The following is a 26,532-nucleotide window of genomic DNA, read 5'->3' on the forward strand; positions in this document are numbered from 1 at the left end:
GACTGTCTGCCCCTGTGGATCCGAAGTTACGGAGGCGTTGTCACGGGGCTGTGCGGGTCAGCACTCGGAGGACGCACGGCTGTCCATCGGTTGTGTAACGACGAGTTGCCCGGAAGAGGTTTAACTCTGCGGAAGCCGGTAGACGCCGCCCGCCAGCGGCTCCACCAAACCGTCCGAGACCAGCCCGTCCAGGGCCCGCGCCCGTTGCACCGGTTCGTGCCACACCGCGTCAAGATCCTTCTGCGGTACGGGAGTCACGGCCTCGCGCAGTACGGCGAGGAGCCGCCCGCGCACCTGCCGGTCCGTCCCCGCGTACGTCTGCGTACGCCGTGCCGGACCCTCGTGCGGAGGCTTCCCGGCCTGCAGCCAGGCGCACTGCGCGGCGATCGGGCAGCGCCCGCACTCCGGGTTCTTCGCGGTGCACACCAGCGCGCCGAGCTCCATCGAGGACGCGGCCCAGCGGGCTGCCGTCGCCGTGTCCTCGGGGAGCAGCGCACGGGCGAGCTTGCGCTCGGCGGCGGTGGTCGCGTTCGGCGGGTACTCGACGCCGGTCACCGCGCGTGCGATCACCCGTCGCACGTTCGTGTCGAGGACGGCGTGCCGTTGTCCGTACGCGAACGAGGCGACGGCGGCGGCTGTGTACTCGCCGATGCCGGGCAGCGACAGGAGCTGGCTGTGCTCGGACGGGACGTCTCCGCCGTGCCGTTCCGTTATGGCGGTGGCCGCGCCGTGCAGACGCAGGGCCCGGCGCGGGTAGCCGAGCCGGCCCCAGGCGCGGACGGCCTCGCCGGACGGCTCGGCGGCCAGGTCGGCGGGGCGCGGCCAGCGGGCCAGCCACTGCTCGTACACCGGAAGGACCCGGTTGACGGGCGTCTGCTGGAGCATGAACTCGCTGACCATCACCCCCCACGGGCCCGCTTCGGGGTGCCGCCAGGGGAGGTCCCGGGCGTGGCCATCGAACCAGATGTTGACGTCGGGGTGCAGGACGGGCAGCGCGGCAGCGGGCTCGGACGGGGTGGCGGGCGCGGGGGCGGACGGGGTGGGGGACATGGTCTGGGGCTTGAACTCAGTGGTCGCAGTCATGGCACCTCCGATCCTGGCACGAAACGGTGTGCGGACAGCCGTACGACAAGCTCATGTCAGGCTCCGTGACCGGCGGTCGGCACCCGGGCCCGCGAACCAGAGCAGCAGACCGACGCTGCTCGCCCGCATCCACATGATCACTCCCTGGGCGAGCCGGGCACAGCCCCACACCAGCAGCCCCGCTCCGACGCCGCCGATCAGCAGACCGGCCAGCACGTCGTGCGGGTAGTGGACGCCGACGAAGACCCGGGAGAACGCCATCAGCACGGCCATCGGCGCGACGAACACCGCGAGCCGCGGCCAGGCCAGGGCAAGCCCGACGGCGGCGGCGCCCGCGATGGCGGAGTGGTTGCTGGGGAACGACCAGTCGCCGACGGCCGGGCACTCGACCAGCGGCCGGGCGGCCCTGGCGACGGCCCGGCACGGCCGGTCCTCGTTGATGAACGACTTGAAGAGTTCGCTCGCCACGTACATCACCCCCGTCGCCAGCGGGGCGAGCACGGCGACCGCGACGGACGCCGCACTGTCGCTGCGGGCCCGCCACCAGACGACGAGGAACAGGGCGGCGAAGACCAGGAGCCCCAGCTCCGTCCATATCTCGGCGAGGAACTGGAACCAGCCGGGAGTGGAGTGCGCGAAGTTGAGGATGGCGCGGTAGAGCGCGCTGCTGCTGTCCATGGCCACAGACGTTACGGAATGGACGGGGGGCGTTCACAATCGCCGATCGTCAACGCCCGCGCGAGGCCGCACCCGACGAAAGTGGGGGCCGGTTCTCCTCATCCGGAATGATGATCGGCAAAAGATGCCGCGACAGCGGCGGGTGGGGCAGGAGTTGGGCCCGCATCTCTCGTAGAGTTCGGGCCGTGGGATCTCTGCGTAATCCAGTCGGGCCGCTCCCCTCCTCCATTTACTGGCGACGGAGGGCCGTCGGGCTGTCCTTGCTGGCGTTGGTGGTGGTGCTGGTGCTCTGGTTCGTGCTCGCCGGCGGGGGAGCCGACGACAAGAACGGCGCGGGCAAGGGCGGACCCTCGCCCGCCGCCTCCATCACCCCGGGCCCCTCGGGCACCGGCCCCGTGGTCCCGGGCGAGCCGGGCGGCCGCGACACGTCGGGCGGCAACGGCGGTGCGGACGGGGGCAGTACGGGCGGCAGTGCCTCGTCCGGCGAGGCCGATTCCGGCGGGGGTACGGGCGGTGACGCGGCATCGGGCGGCGCCGGCGGTACGGGTGGCACGGGCAGTGCCGGCGCGGGTACGGGCGGTGGCGGTGCGGGTGGCGCGGGCGGCGCAGGGGGTGCGGGTGGTGCGGGTCAGCAGGTTCCGGCGAACTCGCCGCTCCCCAACTGTGCTCCAGGATCGCTGGAGTTGACGATCCGGGCGGTCCCGGTCCAGGTCCCCGTCGACAAGAACCCGAAGTTCGAACTGACCGCGAAGAACACCGCGGCCACGGCCTGCAAGATGGACTTCGGCCCGGACTCGGCGACCGTGACCATCAAGAACGCCGAGAGCGAGAAGGTCTGGTCCTCGAAGGACTGCCCCAAGGGCGCGAAGTCGCTGCTGCTGCAGATCCCGGCGAAGACGACGGTGACGCACACGGTCGAGTGGGACAGGAAGCGCAGCGACGCGACGAAGTGCGAGGCGCCGGCGGGTGGGCAGGTCGCCCCGGGCACGTACGTGGTGGAACTGGCCGGAGCGAAGATCCCGGCCTCCATCTCCCTGGAGAAGGACTAGCCGACGGGCCGGGCGGGTGGGTGACGCCGGCCGCGGGGCGGGTGGGTTGCACGTGCGGGTGCGTCGTGGCTGGCCGCCGGGCCGGTGGTCGTCGTGCGGGTGCGTCGTGGCTGATCGCGCAGTTCCCCGCGCCCCTAACTGCCTGCCCCCTAGCCCCTTGGGCGGCTGACGCCGCCACCCCCTAGCCCTCTTGGGCAGCGGGGCCGCCCCCCGGGGGCGGGACGGGTGGGCAAGGGGGCGGCCCCCCACTGCGGCACGCCCCTTCCGCGACCGCACGCGCACGCGAGCCCGCTCAGCCCGCCGCCCGCGCCCAGCTACACGTACCGTTCCAGAATCGAAGACTCCGCCAGCCGCGAAAGCCCCTCCCGCACCGAGCGCGCCCTCGCCTCCCCGACCCCGTCCACCGTCTGCAGGTCGTCCACGCTCGCGGCCAGCAGCTTCTGCAGACCGCCGAAGTGCTCGACCAGCCGCTCGATGATCGCCCCCGGCAGCCTCGGCACCTTGGCCAGGAGTCGGTAGCCGCGCGGCGATACCGCCGAATCCAGCGTCTCGGGCGACCCGCTGTAGCCCAGCGCCCGCGCCACCGTGGGAAGTTCCAGCAGCTCGCTGTGGGTCAGCGCGTCCAGCTCCGTCAGCGCCTCGGCCACCGTCCGCGACCGCTTCGCCGTCGGTTCCGGTACGTAGTCCCGTACGACGAGCTCGCGCTCCGGCTCGACCCCCGCGATCAACTCGTCGAGCTGGAGGGAAAGGAGGCGGCCGTCGGTGCCCAACTCGACCACGTACTCCGCGATTTCGGTCGCGATCCGCCGCACCATCTCCAGTCGCTGGGCGACCGCCGTGACGTCCCGGACCGTCACCAGGTCCTCGATCTCCAGCGCGGAGAGAGTGCCGGCGACCTCGTCGAGGCGGAGCTTGTAGCGCTCCAGGGTGGCGAGCGCCTGGTTGGCGCGCGACAGGATCGCGGCCGACTCCTCCAGGACCCGGCGCTCTCCGTTCACGTACAGCGCGATCAGGCGCATCGACTGGGACACCGACACCACCGGGAAGTGGCACTGCTTGGAGACGCGGTCCGCCGTGCGGTGCCGGGTGCCGGTCTCCTCGGTGTGGATGGACGCGTCGGGGACCAGCTGGACGCCGGCCCGCAGGATCTTCGTCATGTCCTTGTCGAGGATGAGCGCGCCGTCGAGCTTGCAGAGCTCGCGCAGGCGCGTCGCGGTGAACTCGACGTCCAGGACGAAGCCGCCCGTGCACATCGACTCGACGGTCTTGTCCATACCGAGGACGATCAGGCCGCCGGTGTTGCCGCGCAGGATCCGCTCCAGGCCGTCGCGCAGCGCCATGCCGGGGGCGACGGCGCTCAGCGAGGCGCGGATCTGGGCCTCGTTGCCAGAGCCGGAGTTGCTGGAGCCTCCGCCGGACTTTCCGGGTGATGAGGCCCGGTCGTTGGCTGCCACTGCACTCCTCCGGTCACGGGGGTCACGGGTCGGGTTCCGCCCCTGCCCGGGACGGTCAACTTCGCCTCGCGGACGCGGTGGACAGGCGAGACCAGGCCAAAGTCTACCGGCGCTCCTCCTCACTCCGTGGGGCCTGTGCGCGAGACCGGCGCGGAAGGACGCTCAGGGCGGCCCCCATGTCGGCCACCTCGATCACCTTCATCCCGGCCGGGACACGGCCCGGGTCGCTCGGAACCAGGGCGTGGGTGAAGCCGAGCCGGTGTGCTTCGGCCAGTCTTCGTTGTACGCCCGTGACCCGGCGGATCTCTCCGGCGAGTCCCACTTCGCCGATCGCGACCAGATTCTTGGGCAGCGGGGTGTCGCTGGCGGCCGAGGCGAGGGCGAGCGCGACCGCCAGGTCGGAGGCGGGCTCGGAGAGCTTCACGCCGCCGACCGTCGCGCAGTAGATGTCGCGCTTGCCCAGCGCGCTGATCTTTCCGCGCTGCTCCAGCACCGCCAGCATCATCGAGACGCGGGAGGTCTCCAGGCCGGAGGTGGTGCGGCGGGGGGAGGGGATCTGGGAGTCGACGGTGAGCGCCTGGACCTCGGCGACCAGCGGGCGTCGGCCCTCCAGCGTCACGGTCAGGCAGGTGCCGGGGACGGCCACGTCGCGCCGGGTGAGGAAGAGGCCAGAGGGGTCGGTGAGACCGGTGATGCCCTCGTCGTGCAGTTCGAAGCAGCCGACCTCGTCGGTCGCCCCGTACCGGTTCTTCACGCCGCGGACCAGGCGCAGGCGGGCATGCCGGTCGCCCTCGAAGGAGAGGACGACGTCCACGAGGTGTTCGAGCAGGCGGGGGCCCGCGATGTTGCCGTCCTTGGTGACGTGGCCGACCAGGAGGGTCGACATGCCGCGCTCCTTGGACGCCCGGATGAGGGCGCCCGCCACCTCCCTGACCTGGGCCATCCCACCGGGCGCGCCGTCGATCTCGGGCGAGGCGACGGTCTGGACCGAGTCGAGGATCAGGAGGGAGGGCTTGACGGCGTCCAGGTGGCCCAGGACCGCAGACAGGTCGGTCTCGGCGGCCAGGTAGAGGTGGTCGTTGAGGGCGTGGATGCGGTCGGCGCGCAGCCGGACCTGGCTCGCCGACTCCTCGCCCGTCACATAGAGCGTGCGGTGCTCGTCGCTGGCCGCCTTCGCGGCGACGTCGAGCAGGAGCGTCGACTTCCCGACGCCCGGCTCGCCCGCGATCAGGGCCACGGCGCCGGGCACCAGGCCGCCGCCGAGCACCCGGTCCAGCTCGTCGACGCCGGTGGAGCGGGCGGTGGCGGTGCGGCCGTCGACCTGGCCGATGGGCAGCGCGGCGCTGGAGACCCGGCCCGCGGCGGTCGTACGGACCGCGGGCGCGCCGTACTCCTCGACCGTCCCCCAGGCCTGGCACTCGGGGCAGCGGCCGAGCCACTTGGCGGTCGTCCAGCCGCAGTCGGTGCAGCGGTAGGACGGCCGGTCCTTCGCGGATTTCGTACGGGCAGCCATGGCGTCACCGTACAGACGGGGTCTGACAACGCCGTACGAGCCCACCCCGCAGCCGCGCGGGCCGCCCTCGGTGGTCGCGGTGCGTGAGGGCATAGGCCACTGGTATGGGGCAGAAGAGGGCGGAATGTGGGATTCCTGCCCTCTTTTGAGGGATCTGTTCACCCGTATGGATTAAAAGGGCTCAAGGAGAGCCAGGGGGCGGGTGCGGCGCCCCTACGGTCGGCCGGGTGACGACCAGCAGGCGGGAGCACCCCACGCAGACCACCGGAAGCACCGGCACCACGGGTGGCGCCGGCACCACCGGCGCGCACCGGACGCGCTGGCGTGCGCCCCGTACGCTCGCCCAGCGGCCCCCGTCGCGGTACGAGCCGTATCTGGACGGGCTGTTCACCTACGCCCTGTCGGTGCTGCGCGACCACGACGTGGCGACTGCGGTACTCGGCGATGTGCTCGCGCTCGCCGAGCGCAGCCACGGACGCAGCCCTTCCGGCGAACCGGAACGCAAGGCCTGGCTCTACGCACTCACCCGCTGGTCCTGTCTGCGCAGCCTCGCCGAGGAGAAGCGCCGCAGGCAGGGCGCGCACGGCGGCCACCAGGCCCACCGCCCGCCCTCGGCCGTCCCCGAACCGGAACTTCCGGTCGAGGAGAGCGTGGCGCGCAGACGGCACGCCGACCTCACCCTCCTCGCCTGGCCCGAGGCGGCCGGCACCACACCCGAACAGCGCGAGGCCCTGGAGCTGGCCGTGCGCCACGGCCTCGGCGCCCGGCAGGTCGCGGCCGTCCTCGGCCTGGACCACCCGGAGGCCCGCGAGCTGCTCGCCGCCGCGGCCTGCGAGGTGGAGCGCACCCGGGCGGCGCTGATCGTCGTCGAGACCGGCACCTGCCCGACCGTCACCCGGCTCACCGGCGACGACCAGGTCCTGCTCAGCACCGCCCTGCGCGGCGAACTCGTCCGGCACGTCGACGACTGCCCGGTCTGCCGCCGCGCGGCCGAGCGTGCGGGCGCGGGCGGCCCCTGGCCCGGAACGGGCGCTTCCGCCGGTCGGCTTCCGCTGGTGGAGGCACCGCGGGCGGCGGCTTACGTGGCGATGCTGCACGCGCCGCGGGTGCCGAGGGGCGGCGTTCCGCGCTTCGACCGCGAGGGGTTCCCGCTCGATCCGAAGGACCGGGCGGCCCGCCGCGAACGCCTCCGTACGAGAGCGCTGACGACGACGGTCGTCGCGACCGTCGTCGCCGCGCCGATCCTCGCCCTGTGGGCCGCGTACCGGGGGGCGCCCACGACCGGGGAGGGCCCCCGGGGCGCGTCGGTGACGGCGAGCGAGGCGGACGGGACGCCGGGGCGGGACGGCGCTCCGTACGACGGCGGCGGCGACGCGTACGAGAACACGGGCAACGCACACAGCAGGCCGGGCCCCGGCCCCTCGGTCGGCAGCGGGGCGCGGGGCGGCGGCCAGGACGTCTCGGTCAAGGTCGTCACCCCCGGGCGGGCGTCGGCACCCGGCGCGGGGCGCCTCGCGGTGGCGGCGGAGTCGGCGGGCCACACGACGGTCGTACGGCTGACGGTGTCCGGGGGCGGGCCCGTCGCCTGGTCGATGTGGGCCAACGCGCCGTGGCTGCACCTGAGTCGGACCTCGGGAACTCTCGCGCCGGGGGAGTCGTTCACGGTCTACATCACGGTCGACCGCGACAGGGAACCAGCCGATCCCTGGACGGCCAGGCTCGGGGTCTCGCCGTCCGGTGCGGTGATGACGGTGTCGGGGAGGGGGGCGATGCCGACGCCTTCGGAGCCGCGGCCGTCGGATCCGGGGCCGGGTGGTACGGAGGGGCCGGGGCCGGGGCCGACGGTGCCGACCACGCCGCCGCCGTCGCCTACGGCTTCGCAGTCGCCGAGTACGCCGCCGACTTCGCCGCCGCCGACGACGGATCCGCCGAGCACGCCGCCGCCGAGCACTCCTCCGCCGACGGAGCAGCCGTCGCCGACGGCGACCCAGCCGTCGGAACCGGGGCCGTCGGGGACGGGCTGAGCGGTCGCGCGGGCGCGTGCGGTCGCGGGATGGGGCGTGCCGCAGTGGGGGGCCGCCCCCTTGCCCACCCGTCCCGCCCCCGGGGGGCGGCCCCGCTGCCCAAGGGGGCTAGGGGGTCGGCGGCGTCAGCCGCCAACGGGGCTCGGGGGCAGGCATTTAGGGGCGCGGGGAACTGCGCGACCAGCCACGACGCACCCGCACAACGACCACCCTCAGCGACCCGACGGGTCCGCCGGATGTGGGGCCACCAGGGGGAGCTGGGAGGCGAGTCTGGCCTCGCACAGCTCGACGAGCCGCGCATACCCCCCGGCCCCCATCAGCTCCGTCAGCTCCGGCCGGTACGACACGTACACCGGATCCCCCGCCCCGTGGGCGGACGTCGCCGACGTGCACCACCAGTGCAGGTCGTGGCCGCCGGGGCCCCACCCCCGCCGGTCGTACTCACCGATCGTGACCTGCAGGATCTTCGTGTCGTCCGGCCGCTCGATCCAGTCGTACGTCCGCCGCACCGGCAGCTGCCAGCACACGTCCGGCTTGGTCTCCAGCGGCTCCTTGCCCTCCTTCAGGGCGAGGATGTGCAGGGAGCAGCCCGCTCCGCCCGCGAACCCCGGCCGGTTCTGGAAGATGCACGAGCCCTCCCACCGCCGGGTCTGGCGTTCGCCGTCCTCGTCCTCCTGGGTCCAGCCGCCCTTCGCCGTCCCCACGTCGTGGAACTGCCAGATGTCCGGGGTCAGCCGCGCCACGTGCCCCGCGACCCGCTTCTCGTCGTCCTCGTCGGAGAAGTGCGCCCCGAGCGTGCAGCAACCGTCGTCGGCGCGGCCGAGCTTGATGCCCTGGCAGCCGCTGCCGAAGATGCACGTCCACTTCGAGGTCAGCCAGGTCAGATCGCAGCGGAAGACCTGCTCCTCGTCCTCGGGGTCGGGGAATTCGACCCACGCCCGGGCGAAGTCCAGCCCCTGCTCGTCACTGCTCGCCACCACATTCGCGAGCGCGTCCGACTTCGACTGCTTCGCGGCTTTTCCCGGCTTCGCCTTTTTCGTCTTTGGCACGGGGCAAGGGTAGGCGCAGGAACGCCCGCGGCGCGCCGCAGTAGCGTTCCGTGCATGAGACTCGGAGTCCTCGACGTCGGTTCGAACACGGTGCACCTGCTGGTGGTGGACGCCCATCGCGGCGCACGCCCTCTTCCCGCGCACTCCTTCAAGGCGGAACTCCGCCTGGCGGAGCTGCTCGACGAGGACGGTGCGATCGGATCCGTCGGCATAACCCGCCTGGTCGCCACCGTCGGCGAAGCCCTGGAGGCCGCCGAGGACAAGGGCTGCGAGGACGTCATGGCGTTCGCGACCTCGGCCGTGCGCGAAGCCAGCAACGCCGACCACGTACTGGCCCGCGTGCGCGAGGAGACCGGCGCCGACCTCCAGGTCCTGTCCGGCGAGGACGAGGCCCGGCTGACCTTCCTGGCCGCCCGCCGCTGGTTCGGCTGGTCGGCGGGCAAGCTGCTGCTGCTCGACATCGGCGGCGGCTCGCTGGAGATCGCGTACGGGATGGACGAGGACCCGGACACCGCCGTCAGCCTCCCGCTGGGGGCGGGCCGCCTCACCGCGGGACATCTCCCGGGGGACCCGCCCGATGCCCAGGACGTACGGGCCCTGCGTCGGCACGTACGCGCACAAATCGCCCGTACGGTGGGGGAATTCGCCCGATTCGGACCGCCGGACCATGTGGTGGCCAGCTCCAAGACGTTCCGCCAGCTCGCCCGGATCGCGGGCGCCGCACGCTCTGCCGAAGGTCTCTACGTACAACGTGAGCTGAGTCGCAGTTCGCTCCGGGAGTGGGTGCCGAAACTGGCCGCGATGACCGCCGAGCAGCGCACCCACCTGCCCGGCGTCTCCGCCGACCGCGCGCCCCAGCTGCTGGCGGGGGCCCTGGTCGCGGAGGGTGCGATGGACCTCTTCGAGGTCGGGGCGCTGGAGATCTGCCCGTGGGCGCTGCGCGAGGGCGTCATCCTGCGACGGCTGGACCGCCTGCCCTCGTCATGAGCGGACGGATGGCCGGACAGTCGTGATGGAACGGACGGCCGGACAGCCGTGAGCGGACGGACGGCCGGACAGCCGCGAGCGGACGGATGGCCGGACAACGACGGAGCGGGAGACCTCGGCTCCACCCGTCCGAGAGGGGGACCGTACGCTGTTCCTCGTGGCAGAAGTGGCGAAACCTGTGGAGCCGGTGGTACGCATCCCCGATGCGAAGGTCGCGCTGTCCACCGCCTCCGTTTACCCGGAGTCGACGGCGACGGCCTTCGAGATCGCCGCGCGCCTCGGCTACGACGGCGTAGAGGTCATGGTCTGGACGGACCCGGTCAGCCAGGACATCGAGGCACTGCGCCGACTCTCCGACTACCACGGCGTGCCGATCCTCGCCGTGCACGCGCCGTGTCTGCTGATCACGCAGCGAGTGTGGTCGACGGACCCGTGGGTCAAGCTGCAGCGCGCGCAGGCCGCGGCCGAGAAGCTGGGTGCGTCGACGGTCGTCGTCCACCCGCCCTTCCGCTGGCAGCGCGGTTACGCCCGCGACTTCGTGACCGGGATCTGGCGGATGGCCGAGGAGACCGACGTCCGCTTCGCCGTCGAGAACATGTACCCGTGGCGCTACAAGGACCGCGAGATGCTGGCGTACGCCCCCGAGTGGGACGTCACCAAGGACGACTACCGGCACTTCACCGTCGACCTCTCGCACACCGCGACCGCCCGCACCGACGCCATGGCCATGATCGACCGCATGGGCGACCGGCTCGGCCACGTCCACCTCGCGGACGGCAAGGGGTCGGCGAAGGACGAGCACCTGGTGCCGGGCCGCGGCACCCAGCCCTGCGCGGAACTCCTGGAGCGCCTGGCCGCCACCGGCTTCGACGGACACGTGGTCGTCGAGGTCAACACCCGCCGGGCCATGTCGTCCGCCGAACGCGAGGCCGACCTCGCCGAGGCCCTCGCCTTCACCCGCCTGCACCTGGCGTCGACGTCCTCGCCCCCGGCGAACGGTCCTGTGCGGGTACCGGGCGCATGAGCCCCCCGGTGGAGCCGGGCGCTCCGCGCCGCCGCGGGCGCCCGCCCCGTACCGCGGCGGGGGAATCGGCCCCGGCCGCCCGCGACCGGATCCTGGCCGCGGCCCGCACCGAGTTCGCCGAGCGCGGCTACGACAAGACCTCCGTACGCTCCATCGCCAAGGCCGCCGGCGTCGACTCGGCCCTCGTCCACCACTACTTCGGTACGAAGGACGAGGTCTTCGCGGCGGCCGTCGAGGTCTCCTTCGAACCGGCCCTGGCCCTGGAGGCCCTGACCGGACAGGGCGTCGACGGCATCGGCGAGCGCATCGCCCGCTACTTCTTCGGCGTCTGGGAGAACCCGGCGACCCGGGGCCCGCTCCTCGCGGTCGTACGGTCGGCGCTGACGCACGAGGCGGCGGCGAAGGTGCTGCGCGGCTTCGTACTGCGCCGCCTGCTGGAGCGGATCGCGGCGGACCTCGACGTACCGGACCCGACGTTCCGGGCGGAGCTGGCCCTCTCGCACATGATCGGGATCGCGATCGTGCGGTACGCGCTGGAGGTCGAGCCGCTGGCGTCGGCGGAGGTGGACGACATCGTGGCGATGGTCGCCCCGACCCTCCAGCGGTACCTGACCGAAAGCTGACCGGGGCCGGGAGCAAACCGGCCGGGGCCGGGTGCCGTACCCGAAGCCTGTGCGACCACCGTGACCGAAAGCTGAACAGCTATTCCGCCATCCGGACAAGCTGTCCGAATCCTGGATCCGAGGCGTACGCTCGACGGCAGTCGCACCGTATGCAGCCTTTCGACATCCGCTGCGTCCGCCGGATATCCGTACTCCTGGGAAGTGAACCCGATGCCCGAGCTGAGGTCCCGCACCGTCACCCACGGCCGCAACATGGCAGGCGCCCGCGCGCTCATGCGCGCCTCCGGTGTAGCGAGCGAGGACATCGGCAAGCCGATCATCGCGGTCGCCAACTCCTTCACCGAGTTCGTCCCCGGCCACACCCACCTCGCGCCGGTCGGCCGGATCGTCTCCGAGGCGATCCTCGCGGCGGGCGCCGTCCCCCGCGAGTTCAACACCATCGCGGTCGACGACGGCATCGCGATGGGCCACGGCGGAATGCTGTACTCCCTCCCGTCCCGCGACCTGATCGCGGACTCGGTCGAGTACATGGTGGAGGCCCACTGTGCCGACGCCCTGATCTGCATCTCCAACTGCGACAAGATCACCCCGGGCATGCTGATGGCGGCGCTCCGCCTCAACATCCCCACGATCTTCGTCTCAGGCGGCCCGATGGAGTCGGGCCGGGCCACCCTCGTCGACGGCTCGGTCCGCACCCTCGACCTGGTCGACGCGATGTCCGACGCGGTCAACGACAAGATCTCCGACGAGGACATCCGCCGCATCGAGGAGAACGCCTGCCCGACCTGCGGCTCCTGTTCCGGCATGTTCACCGCCAACTCGATGAACTGCCTCGCCGAGGCCATCGGACTCGCCCTCCCCGGCAACGGCTCGGTCCTCGCCACGCACACGGCCCGCAAGGCCCTGTACGAGGACGCGGGCCGCACGATCGTCGAGATCACCAAGCGCCACTACGAGCAGGACGACGCGACCGTCCTCCCGCGCGCCATCGCCTCGCGCGCCGCGTTCGAGAACGCCATGGCCCTCGACATCGCCATGGGCGGCTCCACCAACACGATCCTGCACCTGCTGGCCGCCGCCCAGGAGGCCGAACTCGACTTCGGGCTCCCGGAGATGGACGAGATCTCGCGCCGCGTCCCCTGCCTCGCCAAGGTCGCTCCGAACGTCGGCAAGAACCGCACGTACTACATGGAGGACGTCCACCGGGCCGGCGGCATCCCCGCCATCCTCGGCGAGCTCCACCGCGGCGGACTCCTCAACGAGGACGTGTACTCCGTGCACTCCCCGTCCCTCGCGGACTGGCTCAAGAACTGGGACGTGCGCGGAGGTTCGCCCTCCCCGGACGCCGTCGAGCTCTGGCACGCGGCCCCCGGCTGCGTCCGCTCCGCCACCGCCTTCTCGCAGTCCGAGCGCTGGGACACCCTCGACACGGACGCCGCGGAGGGCTGCATCCGCTCCGTCGAGCACGCCTACTCCAAGGACGGCGGCCTCGCCGTCCTCAAGGGCAACCTCGCCGTCGACGGCTGCGTCGTGAAGACGGCGGGCGTCGACGAGTCGATCTGGACCTTCGAGGGCCCCGCCGTCGTCTGCGAGTCGCAGGAGGCAGCCGTCGAGAAGATCCTCCTCAAGCAGGTCAAGGAGGGCGACGTCGTCGTCATCCGCTACGAGGGCCCCAAGGGCGGCCCCGGCATGCAGGAGATGCTCTACCCGACGTCGTACCTGAAGGGCCGAGGCCTCGGCAAGGCGTGCGCGCTGGTCACCGACGGCCGCTTCTCCGGCGGCACTTCGGGCCTGTCGATCGGCCACGCATCGCCCGAGGCGGCCTCGGGCGGGACGATCGCGCTCGTCGAGGACGGCGACCGCATCCGCATCGACATCCCGAACCGTACGATCGAACTCCTCGTCCCCGACGAGCAGTTGGCAGCCCGCAGGGCGGCACTCGGCGGCGTCTACGCCCCGAGGAACCGCGAGCGCAAGGTGTCCGCCGCCCTGCGCGCCTACGCGGCGATGGCGACGAGCGCGGACCGGGGCGCGGTGCGGGACGTGTCGAAGCTGGGCTAGGACCGGCCGGCTCTCAAGGCCGGGCCGGACCGCCGCCCCCGCCCCCTCCCGGGGGTGGGGGCGGCGGCGCTCCACGGCCCCCGTCCCTGCCGCTCTCCCCGCCCCCCGGCCGCAGCGCCGGATCCGCCGGGTCGAAGGAGAAGACCTCACCGCTCGTGCCGGTGACGATCAGCGAGCCGTCCGCGCGCAGCACCGTCGTGTCGTGGTACGCGGCGGGCGGTGTGCTCCGGTGCGCCGAGCGCCAGATCTCCTTGCCCGTACGGGAGTCGAGCGCGAGCACCTGCCCGCTGAGGCTCGGCAGGAACAGGGCGTCTCCCGTGCGGTCGGTCGCCGGAACGCCCAGCCCCCGCACCCCGGCCTCCCGCTGCCAGCGGAGGCTGCCGGTCCGGGCGTCGTACGCGGAGACCGTCCCCCAGTGGTGCACGAAGTAGACGGTGCCGTGGCGCAGCACCGGACGCCCCTTCGGCAGGCCCGACAGGGCGAGGGTGCGCGGGGCGCGGACGCCGGTGGGGTCGACCAGGAGGAGCGAGGAGTGGCTGCCCTCGTGGTTGGCGTGCTCGGCGGCGTCACCGAACCGCCCCCACTTGGCGAAGACCAGCAGACCCTTGTCGATCCCGAGGAGGTCGTGGTCCCGGCCCCGGGTCACCAGGGCGGCCGACCTGCCGTCGCCGCTCGCGTACCGGACGTAACTCCGGGGCGCGGCACCGTCGTCGGGGCGCGTGCAGGACCCGTACAGCTGCCCTTCGAGTACGAGCGGGGAGCAGGCCTGCCCGTCCGGGTTCTTCGCGGTCCAGCGGGTGGCGCCGGTGAGGGTGTCGCGGGCGACGACGGTGCGCAGGCCCGCGTCGGGGGTGACGACGAGATCGCCGAGGACGGCGGGCGGCTCGTAGCCGCCGACGGGCCGGTGCCAGAGGCGGTGGCCGTCCCGGGTGTCGAGGGCGGTGAGCCGCCGGGCCGAGTCCGACAGGGTCTCGTAGACGAAGACCACCGCGCCCTTGGCGGCGGCCTCGGACGGGGAGGAGTCGTTGGTCTCCTGGGTGCCGGGGGCCGTCGGCGGCTCCGGCGCGCGCCAGACGGTGGAACCTGTGGCCGCATCCAGCCGTACGGTCCTGAGGTGGACCCCGCCGCAGTGCACGGCGGGCCCCGACACGGTGCAGCGGACCCCCTCGAAGGGACCCCACGCGCCCGCGGCGGTGGGCAGCGCGGTCTGCCAGGAACGCCGGGCGGCCGGTGGCTGCCCATCACTCGCACTGCCCTTGTCGGAGGGGGCCGATGACCCCGGGGGACCGGGGGAGTGCAGCAGGAGTACGAGCCCGCCGACGCCGAGCGCGAGCAGGAACGCGGCGGCGGAGCCGATGCGGACACGGCGGGAGAGGAGACCGAGGGGCGCACGGAGCGTACGGGGCGTACGGGGCGTACGGGGTGGCGGCGTGGGGTGGTCACCGCCGGAGGCCCCGCGGCGAACGACGACGGTGTCCGTATCGGTGTCGGTATCGGTGTCGGGACCCGCGTCGGCGACTGCGTCCGCGTTCGCATCCGCATCCGCATCCGCGTCCGCATTGGCGTCTGCCCCTTCCACCACGGGGACGGTCGCGGGTGTCCATCTCCGTAACAGCGTGGCCAGTTCGTCCGTGTCCGGACGGTCCTGCGGATCCTTGACCAGGCAGTACTCCAGGATCCCGCGCAGCGGCTCGTGCACGCCGTCGAGCACGGGCCGCTCGTGCACCACCTGATACGCCGTCATGTAAGGGCTGTCCGCGTCGAACGGGCCGCGCCCCACGGCCGCGTACACGAGCAGCGTGGCGAGCGAGAAGACGTCGGAGGCGGGGCCGATGGTGCGGGGGCTGTTGAGCTGCTCGGGCGACATGAACGGCGGAGTGCCCATCACGTGCCCGGTGACGGTCAGGGCACGGTTGCCGACGGCGCGCGAGACGCCGAAGTCGATGACGCGGGGCCCGTCATGGGCCATGAGTACGTTGGCGGGCTTGAGATCGCGATGGACGACGCCGACGCGATGGATGTCCCGCAACGCCTCGACGAGCCCGAGGGCCAGCAGCCTCAACTCCCCTTCCGCCAGCGGGCCCTGCTGCTCCAGCCGCTCGGCGAGGGTCGGCCCGGGTACGTACTGGGTCGCCATCCACGGCCGTACGGCATCGGGATCGGCATCCAGGACGGCCGCGGTGAAGGCCCCGCTCACCCTCCTCGCGGCGGCGATCTCCTGCCGGAAACGGGTCCGGAAATCCGGGTCGGCGGAGTACTGCTCGTGGATCACCTTGACGGCGACCTCGCGACCGGAGGGGGACCTGCCGAGAAAAACGGTGCCCATGCCACCGGTACCGAGCCGGCCAAGGAGCCGGTAGTCCCCGATGAACCGGGGATCGTCCGCCGCGAGCGACACGGCTCAGCTCCCTTCAACTCCCTCACCGGGAGAAGTGCGTGGTCCCCTCACCCTAGAACGCACGAGCCCCCCAATCTCCCAAAACCGGAATGCCCCCACCCCAACCCTCCCCACACCCCTCACGCTTGCTGGTGCTTTGTGCTTGGGCGCACCCCGGTGCTTCACGCTTGCGCGGGCTTCGTGCTTGCGGGTGCTTCACGCTTGCGCGGGCTTCATGGTCGCTGGTGCTTTGTGCTTGCGTGGGCTTCATGCGTGCTGGCGTTTTGTGCCTGCGCGTACCCGGCGCTTGCTGGTGCTTTGCGGTTGCGCGGGCTTCATGCTGGTGCTGGTGCTGGTGCTTGGGTGCGCCCAGTGCTTGCTGGCGTTCTGTGCTTGCGCGCACCCGATGCTTGCCTGCGCTCCACGCTTGCGCACACCCCATGCTTGCCTGTTCCTGACGCTTGGGCGCGCTTCACGCTTGCGTGCACCTCACGCTTGCCCGTGCCCTTCGGGTCCCGTGTTCTCTGGCCTGCCCTCCTGCTCCCATGTCCTCCGGCCCGCGCTTTCCGCTCCTGGCTGCGCCCCGCTCGTGGCTGTGCCCGTCGGCTCCGACCCCCTGTCGGCTCTCTCCTGCTCCGACTCCCGCGCCCTCGCTCTGCGCCGTGCCCCATCCACTCCCTCTCCTCCTCCGGCTCTCGCGTCCCCCGCCTGCCCGAGCCCTCCTGCTCCCGTGTTCTCTGGTCGCCCTTTCCGCGCCCGCCCGCGCCCCGCTCGTGGCTGCTCCAGCTTGACCCCGACTCCCGCGCCCCCGCTCCCCCGGCTCCCGCGTCCCACGTCTGCCCGCGCCCCCAGTTCCCGCTCACTTTCCCCGCCCCTCCCTGCCCCTCCCTCTCCTCCCCCCTGCGGGCATGCGTTCCGCCAGGGGCGCGGGGGTCCCCTGCTCCTTAAGAGCTTGGAGAGGGTGTGGGCACAGCGGAACCCTCGCTCCGGGCACGAGCACCCCCGCCCCACCCGCACTCATCCCCGAACCTGCACCCGCCCCGCGCCCCCACCCGCCTCCACCCACCCCCGGGGATAATCGACCCCGTGAGCGACAACCCCCAGAACTCCGACGCCGACGCGGCCGCCCCCACCACCCCGGCCGGCCCCCAGCCCGAGCCCCTCCGTTTCTTCGGCACGACCTGGCTGCACCACGACAACGGCTACGCCCTGCGCCGCGCAGGCGCATCGGTCGGCTCGATCGTGGCAGCGGTGGCCGGCTGCTTCCTCCTCCGCTTCGCCTACCAGGGCCTCCAGATCGCAGACGTCGGCGGCATCGTCGGCATGCTCATCGTGGTGATGTTCGCGATCTGCAGCGCCATCGCGTTCCGCAAGACCTGGGAGGGCTTCACCACCCGCCCCGCGGACCCGGCCCGCGAGCAGTCCCTCCGCAGCCTGAAGACCATCGGCTTCGTCGGCTCGCTCCTCGCGTACTTCTTCCGCTCCCTGACCGAGGCCCCCGGCGAGAAACTGCACCGCACGGAGTACGAGACGGCCCTCACGCAGTACGAACGTCGCCGGGGCTCCCGTACCGGCAACCCCGCCGCCCGCAAGAAGAAGCCCAAGCGCAAGTAGCCCTCCCCAAAGATCACCCCGAAGGCCAGGATGACCTCATGGCCACCAACCCCACTCCCACCCCCAACCCCAACCCCACGCCCAACCCCAACCCCAATCCCGCCCCCGCCCCCGCCCACTTCAAGTCCCGCGCCCACTCCTTCAACGCCGCAGCCGCCAGCTACGCCGCCCACCGTCCCTCGTACCCGCCCGCTCTCCTGGACGCCGTCGAGGAACTGGCCGGCCGCCCCCTCGCCGGCGCCCGCGTGGCCGACATCGGCGCAGGCACGGGCCTCGGAACCGCCGTGCTCGTTGCCCGCGGCGCCCGCCCGATCGCCGTCGAACCGGGCGACGGCATGGCCGCCGAGTTCCGCCGCACCCTCCCCGACGTCCCGCTCGTCCGGGGCGACGGCAACCACCTCCCCCTCGCCACCGCCTCCGCCGACTTCATTACGTACGCCCAGGCCTGGCACTGGACCGACGCCACGCTCTCCGCCCCGGAGGCGATGCGCGTCCTGCGCCCCGGCGGCGCGCTCGCCCTCTGGTGGAACGTCCTGGACGACACCACTCAGTGGGTCGCCGACCAGGACACCCGCCTCCGCACCTTCTTCGCCGGCACCGGATCGGGCACTCCCGCCAATCCGAGCCCGATGGGCGCCCACGGCAGCATGAAGAACCGCATCGACCACCACACCGGCGGCCTGAACTTCCAGGCCCGCGAGGTCCCCTGGAGCCGCCGCATCTCCATCGACGACCACCTGGCGAACCTCAGCACCCACTCGGCGTTCCTGATCCACGACCCGGAATCCACCGACCGCTTCTTCGCCCAGGAACGCGTCGAACTCCTCAAGGTCTTCCCGTCCGGCCGGCTCGAAGAGCCGTACGTGGTCGAACTCCACCTGGCCCGCGCCCCTCACTGAACACCCGCACCAGGGGCACGCGGCACATGGCACGGGGTGGAAACACGAGCCCACCCCTCACCCCCGGCCCCTCGCCCTCGCCCCCCGGACGGAACCCTCACCCCCGCCGAATCCCCCACCTCACCCCCGCCCACACCAGCAGTACGCCCCCCACAGCCCCGACCACCCAGTCCGAAGCCGCCGGAACCCCCGCCTCCCGAAGCAGCGCCGCCACCCCGAAGCTGGTGCCCCACACCCTCTCCGTCAGGGCCGAACCGAACCCCTGCACAAAGAAGAGCGTCCCGACGATCCACAGCGCCGTCTGCCCACCGGCCCTGCCCGCCCCACTCACCGCTCGTCCCGAAGCCATTCGTACACACACCTTCCTCATGGTCGACAATGCGCACCGCCGTTCCGATGCGCTTGCATCGGTACGACCGTAACAGCGTTCCGATGCAAACGCATCACATCGCCTAGACTTCCCGTCATGCCGAGACAGGTGGACCACGACAGCCGACGCCGTCAGATCGCTCAGGGCGTCTTCGAGCTCATCGCCGAACGCGGCCTCGAAGCCGCGACCCTGCGCGACGTCGCCGCGCGGGCGGGCGTCTCCATGGGGGCGGCGCAGCGCTGCTTCCGTACCAAGGAGGAGATGCTGCTCTTCGCGCTGGAGCATATGAACCAGCAGGTCACCGCCCGGATCCAGGCCGCGATCGCCGACTCGGAGGATCCGGGGTCGACGATCACGATGCTGGAGCAGACGCTCCTCGGCACGATCCCCACGGACGAACAGGGCCGCGCCGAGGCCCGGGTCTGGCTGGCCTTCTCCGCCCAGGCGGCCATCGACCCGAAACTGGCCGCGGTGCAGCGCGAGCAGTACGACGGCCTGGCCGAGCTCATCACCCTGCTCATCCGCGTCGCGCAGGACGCCGGCGGCCTGCGCGACGACCTCGACGCCAAGTCCGAGGCCGAAGCCCTGATCACCTACGCGGACGGCCTGAACATCCAGCTCCTGCTGTCCCGGACGACCCCCGCCGAGGCCCGATCCGCCCTGCGCGCCCAGCTCACCGCCCTCCGCACCCCCTGAAGAAAGCCTGGCGGAACCCAGCCCCCCGCCAGGAACCCCGGCCCCCGCCAGGAACCCCGTCCCCCGCCAGGAACCCCGTCCCCCGCTACGCCACCAACGGCCCCCGCTACGCCACCAACACCGAAGCCACCCCATCCTCATCACCGTCCCCGCCAACACCCCCGCCCCCGGCCCCGGCCCCGGACCCGCCCCCGGCCCCCACCCGCGCCCGCCTCCGCTGCTCCGCCCACCCCTCCAGCGCCGCCGCACACGCATGATCCGTATGCCGCAGCCCGCTCAGATCCAGCCGTACGACCCGGTCCTGCGGCAACGCCTCCAGCGCCCCCAACAGCTTCGGCAACCGCAGGAAGGTGGCGTTCCCCAGCACCCGCACCCCCAGCACGCCACCCTCCTTGCCCTCCCCGTCGTCCTCCTCGACCTCCACATGCACATGGCTGATGTCCCAAGCCGTCTTCGCCACCGCCAGCAGCAACCCCAGCACCACCCCCTCGAAGAGATTCGTCACCACGATCGCCACGGCAGTCACCCCCAGCACCACGGACTCCCCCCGGTGCTCCCGCCACAGCGGCCCCAACGCCCGTACCGGTACGAGCTTCCAGCCCGCGTGCACCAGCACCCCCGCCAGCGCCGCCACCGGAATCACCCCGAGCGCGGCGGGCAGCAGCGCGGCGAACACCAGCAGCCACACCCCGTGCAGCACCCGCGACACCTTGGTCCGCGCCCCCGCCTGCACATTGGCCGCACTGCGCACGATGACCGCCGTCATCGGCAGCGCCCCGAGCACCCCGCACACCGCGTTCCCGGCCCCCTGTGCCATCAATTCCTTGTCGTAGTCGGTACGAGGCCCCTCGTGCAGCCGGTCCACCGCCGCCGCGCTGAACAGCGACTCCGCCGACGCGATCAGCGCGAACGCCAGCACGGTCCCGACCACCCCGACCTCCGCCAGCCGCGCGAAATCGTCCCCGCCCGGCAGCCGCACGGCATCGAGCAGCCCCTGCACCTCGACCCTCCGCACCCTCAGATCCAGCAGTGCGGTCGCCCCGGCAGCCAGTGCCACGGCCACCAGCGGCGCGGGTACGGTCCGGGCCGCCCACCGCCACCTCGGCCAGACCACCAGCACCAGCACGGTCCCGACCCCGACACAGAGCGCGGCCGCACTGGGAACCCCGCTCACCAGCCCCACCAGCCCGGCCACCTTCTCCACCCCACCCGCCGGAGCCTGCGCGTCGGCCATCGCGTACACCTGCCCGGCCATGAGTACGAGCCCGATCCCGGCGAGCATCCCCTGCACCACGGCCACCGAGATCGCCCGGAACCACCGCCCGAGCCCGAGCCCGCCGAGCAGCAGCTGCACCAGCCCTGCCCCCAGCACGAGAACGCCGAGCGACCCCGCCCCGTACCGCTGCACGGCCTCGTACACGAGCACGGTCAACCCGGCGGCAGGCCCACTGACCTGCAAACTGCTCCCCGGCAGCAGCCCCACCACGAGCCCGCCCACGATCCCGGTGATCAGCCCGAGCTCGGCGGGCACCCCGGACGCGACGGCCACGCCCACGCACAACGGCACGGCAACAAGAAAGACGACAAGGGACGCGGTCACATCCGCACGAAGCGGACCTCGAAGAGAACTTCGAAGGGAACCTCGAAGAGAACCACGGAGAGAGCCACGAAGAGAGCCACGAAGAGAGCCACGAAACGAGAACGGCAGGACACGCACAGCAAGCACCTCCACAGAAGAACCGGACGTCGGAGATGCGCGGGCACCGAGAGATGCAGAGCGGGGGTCACTGCACGGTGAAGTCAATTCTGTCCCGAGGGAGTTGAGGAATCCCGCCCCCGCCCACCTCTCCCGGGTCGGACGGAAGCACCCGCTCCGCCCCACCCCGCGCGCACGCCCCCGAACACCCCCGGCACGCCCCTCCAGTCCTTGACGCCTCCCCGCCGCGGGCGCACAATTCATCACACGATGAATAAACACTGGAGCCCGCCATGACCACCCCCCGCCCCACGGCCACCGATGCCGCCGCTGCCACCGATGCCGCGGCCCCGGCCGCCCCGCCCCCGGCTCTCGCCGCCCGCTCCCTCACCGTCACCCGCGGCCACCGCCCCGTCCTCCACGACCTCACCTTCACCATTCCCCCGGCCCGGATCACCGGCCTCCTGGGCCCCTCCGGCTGCGGCAAATCCACCCTGCTGCGCGCAGTGGTCGGTACGCAGGCCAAAGTCACCGGCACCCTCACGGTCCTGGGCCTGCCCGCAGGGCACGCGACCCTCCGCCCCCGCATCGGCTACGTCACCCAATCCCCGTCCGTCTACGACGACTTGACGGTCCGGCAGAACCTCGCGTACTTCGCCGCGATCCTCACCCCCGGCCGGGCCGCCGCCGACCGCCGCCGCGAGTCCGTCACCCGCACCCTCGCCGACGTCGACCTCACCGCCCACGCCGACGACCTCACCGGCAACCTCTCCGGCGGCCAACGCAGCCGCGTCTCACTCGCCGTGGCGCTCCTCGGCACCCCGGAACTGCTCGTCCTCGACGAGCCGACGGTCGGTCTGGACCCGGTCCTGCGCCGCGACCTCTGGGACCTCTTCCACGCCCTCGCCGCCGACCGCGGCACCACCCTCCTGGTCTCCTCCCACGTCATGGACGAGGCCGAACGCTGCGACCGCCTCCTCCTCATGCGCGAGGGCCGGATCCTCGCCCAGGACACCCCGGCCGCCCTCCGCGCCCGTACGGACACCCCCACGGTCGAGGAAGCCTTCCTCCACCTGGTCGCCACCACATAACCCACCCCAGCCGCCAGCACCCCCAGCCATCCCACTCACCTCACGCCTCACGCCCCACGCCCCACCCCCGACTCCCTCCCCGAAGGGACCGCCATGTCCCCCCACCGCACCCTCACCACCGCAGCCCGCGTACTGCGCCAACTGCGCCACGACCCCCGCGCGACGGCCCTGATGCTCCTGGTCCCGGCAGTGATGATCACGCTCCTGCGCTTCGTCTTCGACACGCCGGCACCGGGCCAGGGAGGCGGCGGGGGAGAGGGCGGGGGAGCGAGCCCCTTCGACGCCGTGGGAGCCTCACTCCTCGGCATCTTCCCGCTGGTCACCATGTTCCTGGTGACCTCCATCGCCACCCTCCGCGAACGCACCGGCGGAACCCTCGAACGCCTCCTCGCCATGCCCCTCGGCAAGGCGGAGCTGATCGGCGGCTACGCGCTCGCCTTCTCCCTGCTGGCGCTGATCCAGGCCGCGCTCACCACCGCGCTCGCGGTCTGGCTGCTGGGCCTGAACGTCATGGGCTCCCCCTGGCTGCTCCTCCTGGTGGCCCTCCTGGACGCACTGCTCGGCACGGCCCTGGGCCTCTTCGTCTCGGCCTTCGCGGCATCGGAGTTCCAGGCGGTCCAGTTCATGCCGGTGGTGATCTTCCCGCAGCTGCTCCTCTGCGGCCTGTTCGCCCCGCGCGCCACCATGCAGCCCGTCCTGGAAGCGATCTCCACGGTCCTGCCCATGTCGTACGCGGTGGACGCCATGACCGAGATCCGCACCCACGCCGAGGTCACGGCCACCTTCGTCCGCAGCACCTCGATCGTCGCCGCGGTCGCCCTCCTGGTCCTCTGCCTGGGCGCCGCCACCCTCCGCCGCCGCACCCCCTGACCCACCCCACGCCCGGCCCCCTCCCGCACCTCCCACTCCTCGGACACGCCTCCACCCCCACCCGCCCCGATGCAAGGATGTCCAGGTACCTGAGCCCCACCGCCCCGGAGGGTGTCCCGCATGACCCAGCAGACAGCCGCAACGCACACCGCCACATCCGACTCACCCGCACCCGCCCCGAAGACCGTTGCGGTCCTCGGCACCGGAAAGATCGGCGAAGCCCTCCTCAGCGGGATGATCCGCGGCGGCCGCCGCCCGGCAGACCTCCTGGTCACGGCCCGCCGCAGCGAACGCGCCGACGAACTCCGCACCCGCTACGGCGTCGAGTCCGTCTCCAACGCCGAAGCCGCCAAGCGCGCCGACACCCTCATCCTCACCGTGAAGCCCCAGGACATGGGCAAGCTCCTGGACGAGCTCGCCCCGCACGTCCCCGCCGACCGCCTGGTCATCAGCGGCGCCGCCGGCATCCCCACCTCCTTCTTCGAGGAGCGCCTCGCCGCCGGCACCCCCGTGGTCCGCGTCATGACGAACACCCCCGCCCTCGTCGACGAGGCCATGTCCGTCATCTCGGCGGGCAGTCACGCGACCCCCGCCCACCTGGCCCACGCGGAGGAGATCTTCGGCGGCGTCGGCAAGACCCTCCGCGTCCCCGAGTCCCAGCAGGACGCGGCCACCGCCCTCTCCGGTTCGGGCCCGGCGTACTTCTACTTCCTCGTCGAGGCGATGACCGACGCCGGCATCCTGCTGGGCCTGCCCCGCGCCCAGGCCCACGACCTGATCGTCCAGGCCGCCATCGGGGCCGCGGTCATGCTCCGCGACAGCGGCGAGCACCCCGTGAAGCTCCGCGAAGCCGTCACCTCCCCGGCCGGCACCACCATCAGCGCCATCCGCGAGCTGGAGAACCACGGGGTACGGGCCGCCCTCATCGCCGCCCTGGAAGCCGCCCGCGACCGCAGCCGCGAACTGGCCTCGGGCAACGGCTGACCCGCCACCCGAACGGGTCACCGGGACGAGCCGACCCCGCTCCCGCGTGCTGCTCTGAACCCATGACCACGACCACTCACCGCTTCACCGGCGCCCTGCTGGCCGCAACCGCGGTCGCCCTCCTCACCACCACCGGAACGGCAGCCGCCGCCACCTCCCCCCAAGGCGGCGGCGAGCTGTTCCACGGCGTGGTGACAGCCGCGAACGGCGCCAAGGTCCACGACGACACGGACCCCAGGTCCCCCTCCGAGGTCACCCTCCCCAAGGGCTACGAGGTCCTCATCGTCTGCAAGGTCCCCGGCTGGTTCCTGCTGCTCAACGAGGAGACCCTGGACGAGGACGAACCCGAGATCGGCTGGGCCCAGTCCCCGGCCATCCAGGTCCAGGGCAAGCAGCCCACCACCTGCTGACCGCCCTGCCCGGCTCCCCGCAGAGCACCCCGCGGGCCACCGTGCAGATCACCCCGCGGGCAACAACCCGATGGCCCGGTACGCCGCATCCACGGTGGGCCGGGCCATCGCCCGCGCCAGCTCCGCCCCCTTCCTCAGCACTCCCTCCACATACCCGGCGTCCGCCGCCAGCTCCGCATGCCTCTCCCGCACCGGCCGCAACACCTCCACCACCGCGTCCGCCGTATCCCTCTTGAGCGCCCCGTACGACTCATAACGACCGGCCAGCTCCTCCGGGTTCCCACCCGTACAGGCCGCCAGCACATCGAGCAGATTCGCACCCCCGGGCCGCCCCTCCGGGTCGTACTCCACCCCGGCCCCGCTGTCGGTCACCGCCCGCATGACCTTCTTCCGTACGACATCGGGCTCGTCCAGCACGAAGACGACCCCGCCCGTACTCGCACTCGTCTTCCCCATCTTGGAAGCCGGCTCCTGAAGGTCCATGACCCGCGCCGCAACCTGGGGTTTGGTCGCCCGGGGCACCACGAAGGTGTGCCCGTACCGCTGGTTGAACCGCATCGCCAGGTCCCGCGTCAGCTCGACGTGCTGCGTCTGGTCGTCCCCCACCGGCACCTCGTCCGCTCCGTAGACGAGGATGTCCGCCGCCATCAGCACCGGATACGTCAGCAGCGACAGCCGCACGCTCTCCCCGGCCGCCTGCGCCTTCGCGCTCTTCTCCTTGTACTGGATCATCCGCCGCACCTCCCCGTCGGAGGCCGTGCACTCCAGTACGTACGACAGCCGCGCATGCTCATCGACATGGCTCTGCACGAACAAGGTGCACACCGCCGGATCGAGCCCGGCCGCCAGCAACAGCGTCGCCGCCTGCCGACTGAGCCGCAGCAGCCGAGCCGGGTCGTGCTCCACGGTCAGCGCGTGCAGGTCCACCACGCAGAACAGCGCCTCGCCCCGGTGCTGATCCACCTGGGCCCACCGCCGCACCGCGCCGAGGTAGTTCCCCAAGGTCATGTGCCCGGTCGGCTGAATCCCGCTGAAGATCCGCGTCATCTCTCTTGTTCCTCCTGGTCGAGGCCGCCACCACCGGCGACCGACCTCCCGGAGGGAGATACGCAAACGGCCGCCGAAGCGGCGGCCGTGGATGCATACGTGTGCGTGGCCGCCGTCAGGCGGCCCACCAGCAGAGGGTGCACGTACGCGTAGTCATGCGGACCACCGTAGCCCCACACCCCGGGGTTGACACACGATTAACCGATACGTAATGTTCTCCGAGCTGTCCGACTGTGAGTACTGACCCCGGTCGGTCCCCGGACAGTCATTCCGCACCAACCACTCTGAGCAGGCGACACTCCGTCGCACTGTCTCCGTGTGCACTTTTGCGAAATGAGGAATCCGCGTTCGAGAGGGCGCACCCCGATTGGCATCGGGGCCCAGGAATCCGCTAATGTCTCACTCGTCGGAACGGCCCAACAGCCGCAAAGACAAACCCCGCTGACTGGGAATCAGGCCCGAAAGGATCTGATAGAGTCGGAACCGCCGGAAAGGGAAAACGCGAAAGCGAAGAACCTGGAAAGCACCGAGGAAGTCGGAACGGAAACGGTCTGATAGAGTCGGAAACGCAAGAACAACAGAAACACCGAACGAAAACGTCCGGAGGAAAGCCCGCGAGGGTGAGTACAAAGGAAGCGTCCGTTCCTTGAGAACTCAACAGCGTGCCAAAAGTCAACGCCAAATATGTTGATACCCCGGCCACTTCGGTGGTTGGTGGTTCCTTTGAAGTCCTACTGGCCCATGCGGCGGGTAGGCAAACACTAGCGAGGACGCAGGAACACACCGTCTTATTCCGATGGTGGCTGTTCCGCTCTTCCGATGTGTGAACCCGATTACGGGTAAACATTCACGGAGAGTTTGATCCTGGCTCAGGACGAACGCTGGCGGCGTGCTTAACACATGCAAGTCGAACGATGAAGCCCTTCGGGGTGG

Annotated in this window: 22 protein-coding genes and 1 rRNA gene; 14 read left to right on the top strand and 9 right to left on the bottom strand. The window is 71.8% G+C overall.

All coding sequences use genetic code 11. The features are described from left to right. Positions 1-120: 120 nt before the first annotated feature. Together ACH4SP_RS15985 and ACH4SP_RS15990 are read right to left on the bottom strand one after the other, a co-directional pair. The gene (locus ACH4SP_RS15985; RefSeq protein ID WP_398414993.1) at positions 121-1,083 is read right to left on the bottom strand and encodes an A/G-specific adenine glycosylase; all 963 of its coding nucleotides are present in this window, start codon (positions 1,081-1,083) and stop codon (positions 121-123) included. 51 nt (positions 1,084-1,134) lie between these two features. Then, entirely contained in the window at positions 1,135-1,761 is a 627-nt protein-coding gene (locus tag ACH4SP_RS15990) for a phosphatase PAP2 family protein (protein ID WP_398414995.1), read from the bottom strand. A 185-nt stretch (positions 1,762-1,946) separates the two neighbouring features. Between ACH4SP_RS15990 and ACH4SP_RS15995 the strand changes: the two genes are divergently transcribed. Next, on the top strand, positions 1,947-2,810 hold the full coding sequence (locus tag ACH4SP_RS15995; protein WP_398414997.1) for a hypothetical protein: 864 nt from the start codon (positions 1,947-1,949) through the stop codon (positions 2,808-2,810). Positions 2,811-3,124: 314 nt separating this feature from the next. Here ACH4SP_RS15995 and disA read toward each other — a convergent pair whose 3' ends face one another. Both disA and radA read right to left on the bottom strand, forming a co-directional pair. After that, positions 3,125-4,264: a DNA integrity scanning diadenylate cyclase DisA gene (gene disA, locus ACH4SP_RS16000; RefSeq protein ID WP_398414999.1), complete on the bottom strand. Its 1,140-nt coding sequence runs from the start codon at positions 4,262-4,264 to the stop codon at positions 3,125-3,127. 103 nt (positions 4,265-4,367) lie between these two features. Continuing rightward, complete coding sequence (gene radA / locus ACH4SP_RS16005) at positions 4,368-5,777, bottom strand: DNA repair protein RadA (RefSeq protein ID WP_398415112.1); 1,410 nt, start codon at positions 5,775-5,777, stop codon at positions 4,368-4,370. A gap of 227 nt (positions 5,778-6,004) precedes the next feature. Here radA and ACH4SP_RS16010 point away from each other — a divergent pair, with 227 nt between their 5' ends. Continuing rightward, the gene (locus tag ACH4SP_RS16010; protein WP_398415001.1) at positions 6,005-7,801 is read left to right on the top strand and encodes a hypothetical protein; all 1,797 of its coding nucleotides are present in this window, start codon (positions 6,005-6,007) and stop codon (positions 7,799-7,801) included. Positions 7,802-8,013: 212 nt separating this feature from the next. Here ACH4SP_RS16010 and ACH4SP_RS16015 read toward each other — a convergent pair whose 3' ends face one another. Next, on the bottom strand, positions 8,014-8,850 hold the full coding sequence (locus tag ACH4SP_RS16015) for a hypothetical protein (protein WP_398415003.1): 837 nt from the start codon (positions 8,848-8,850) through the stop codon (positions 8,014-8,016). 54 nt (positions 8,851-8,904) lie between these two features. Between ACH4SP_RS16015 and ACH4SP_RS16020 the strand changes: the two genes are divergently transcribed. The 4 genes from ACH4SP_RS16020 to ilvD all read left to right on the top strand — a co-directional run bounded on the left by ACH4SP_RS16020 (position 8,905) and on the right by ilvD (position 13,545). Next, positions 8,905-9,837: a Ppx/GppA family phosphatase gene (locus ACH4SP_RS16020; protein WP_398415005.1), complete on the top strand. Its 933-nt coding sequence runs from the start codon at positions 8,905-8,907 to the stop codon at positions 9,835-9,837. Between the two features lie 187 nt (positions 9,838-10,024). Continuing rightward, positions 10,025-10,861, top strand: coding sequence for a sugar phosphate isomerase/epimerase family protein (locus ACH4SP_RS16025; protein WP_398415114.1), 837 nt, complete (start codon positions 10,025-10,027; stop codon positions 10,859-10,861). Then, positions 10,858-11,484, top strand: coding sequence for a TetR family transcriptional regulator (locus tag ACH4SP_RS16030; protein WP_398415007.1), 627 nt, complete (start codon positions 10,858-10,860; stop codon positions 11,482-11,484). Before ACH4SP_RS16025 ends, ACH4SP_RS16030 begins: the two co-directional genes overlap by 4 nt. Positions 11,485-11,694: 210 nt before the next feature. Next, entirely contained in the window at positions 11,695-13,545 is a 1,851-nt protein-coding gene (ilvD, locus tag ACH4SP_RS16035) for a dihydroxy-acid dehydratase (protein WP_398415009.1), read from the top strand. A gap of 13 nt (positions 13,546-13,558) precedes the next feature. Here ilvD and ACH4SP_RS16040 read toward each other — a convergent pair whose 3' ends face one another. Next, complete coding sequence (locus ACH4SP_RS16040; protein WP_398415011.1) at positions 13,559-15,943, bottom strand: serine/threonine-protein kinase; 2,385 nt, start codon at positions 15,941-15,943, stop codon at positions 13,559-13,561. Positions 15,944-17,008: 1,065 nt separating this feature from the next. Between ACH4SP_RS16040 and ACH4SP_RS16045 the strand changes: the two genes are divergently transcribed. Both ACH4SP_RS16045 and ACH4SP_RS16050 read left to right on the top strand, forming a co-directional pair. Further along, complete coding sequence (locus ACH4SP_RS16045; protein WP_398415013.1) at positions 17,009-17,536, top strand: hypothetical protein; 528 nt, start codon at positions 17,009-17,011, stop codon at positions 17,534-17,536. 38 nt (positions 17,537-17,574) lie between these two features. Next, positions 17,575-18,435 carry a class I SAM-dependent methyltransferase gene (locus ACH4SP_RS16050; RefSeq protein WP_398415015.1) on the top strand — a complete coding sequence of 287 codons (861 nt, stop codon included), beginning with the start codon at positions 17,575-17,577 and terminating at the stop codon, positions 18,433-18,435. A 97-nt stretch (positions 18,436-18,532) separates the two neighbouring features. On the opposite strand, the gene ACH4SP_RS16055 is transcribed toward ACH4SP_RS16050, so the two are convergent. Further along, positions 18,533-18,784 carry a hypothetical protein gene (locus ACH4SP_RS16055; RefSeq protein ID WP_398415017.1) on the bottom strand — a complete coding sequence of 84 codons (252 nt, stop codon included), beginning with the start codon at positions 18,782-18,784 and terminating at the stop codon, positions 18,533-18,535. A 117-nt stretch (positions 18,785-18,901) separates the two neighbouring features. Here ACH4SP_RS16055 and ACH4SP_RS16060 point away from each other — a divergent pair, with 117 nt between their 5' ends. Continuing rightward, on the top strand, positions 18,902-19,501 hold the full coding sequence (locus tag ACH4SP_RS16060) for a TetR/AcrR family transcriptional regulator (RefSeq protein ID WP_398415019.1): 600 nt from the start codon (positions 18,902-18,904) through the stop codon (positions 19,499-19,501). A 106-nt stretch (positions 19,502-19,607) separates the two neighbouring features. Here the strand turns inward: ACH4SP_RS16060 and ACH4SP_RS16065 are convergent, their stop codons facing one another. After that, a complete protein-coding gene (locus ACH4SP_RS16065; RefSeq protein ID WP_398415021.1) occupies positions 19,608-21,101 on the bottom strand; it encodes a SulP family inorganic anion transporter in 1,494 nt (497 codons plus the stop codon). A gap of 389 nt (positions 21,102-21,490) precedes the next feature. Between ACH4SP_RS16065 and ACH4SP_RS16070 the strand changes: the two genes are divergently transcribed. The 4 genes from ACH4SP_RS16070 (at position 21,491) to ACH4SP_RS16085 (ending at position 24,552) form a co-directional block, all read left to right on the top strand. Continuing rightward, positions 21,491-22,288 (top strand): ABC transporter ATP-binding protein, encoded by a 798-nt coding sequence (locus ACH4SP_RS16070; RefSeq protein WP_398415023.1) that lies wholly within the window; start codon positions 21,491-21,493, stop codon positions 22,286-22,288. A gap of 93 nt (positions 22,289-22,381) precedes the next feature. Next, the gene (locus tag ACH4SP_RS16075; RefSeq protein WP_398415025.1) at positions 22,382-23,158 is read left to right on the top strand and encodes an ABC transporter permease; all 777 of its coding nucleotides are present in this window, start codon (positions 22,382-22,384) and stop codon (positions 23,156-23,158) included. A gap of 120 nt (positions 23,159-23,278) precedes the next feature. Next, a complete protein-coding gene (gene proC, locus ACH4SP_RS16080) occupies positions 23,279-24,142 on the top strand; it encodes a pyrroline-5-carboxylate reductase (protein ID WP_398415027.1) in 864 nt (287 codons plus the stop codon). A 62-nt stretch (positions 24,143-24,204) separates the two neighbouring features. After that, positions 24,205-24,552, top strand: coding sequence for a hypothetical protein (locus ACH4SP_RS16085; RefSeq protein ID WP_398415029.1), 348 nt, complete (start codon positions 24,205-24,207; stop codon positions 24,550-24,552). 48 nt (positions 24,553-24,600) lie between these two features. On the opposite strand, the gene trpS is transcribed toward ACH4SP_RS16085, so the two are convergent. Next, positions 24,601-25,599 (bottom strand): tryptophan--tRNA ligase, encoded by a 999-nt coding sequence (trpS, locus tag ACH4SP_RS16090; RefSeq protein WP_398415032.1) that lies wholly within the window; start codon positions 25,597-25,599, stop codon positions 24,601-24,603. Between the two features lie 846 nt (positions 25,600-26,445). Between trpS and ACH4SP_RS16095 the strand changes: the two genes are divergently transcribed. After that, positions 26,446-26,532, top strand: a 16S ribosomal RNA gene (locus ACH4SP_RS16095); the annotation flags it as partial.

The organism is Streptomyces sp. NPDC021093 (genome assembly GCF_044333135.1).
Classification (GTDB): domain Bacteria; phylum Actinomycetota; class Actinomycetes; order Streptomycetales; family Streptomycetaceae; genus Streptomyces.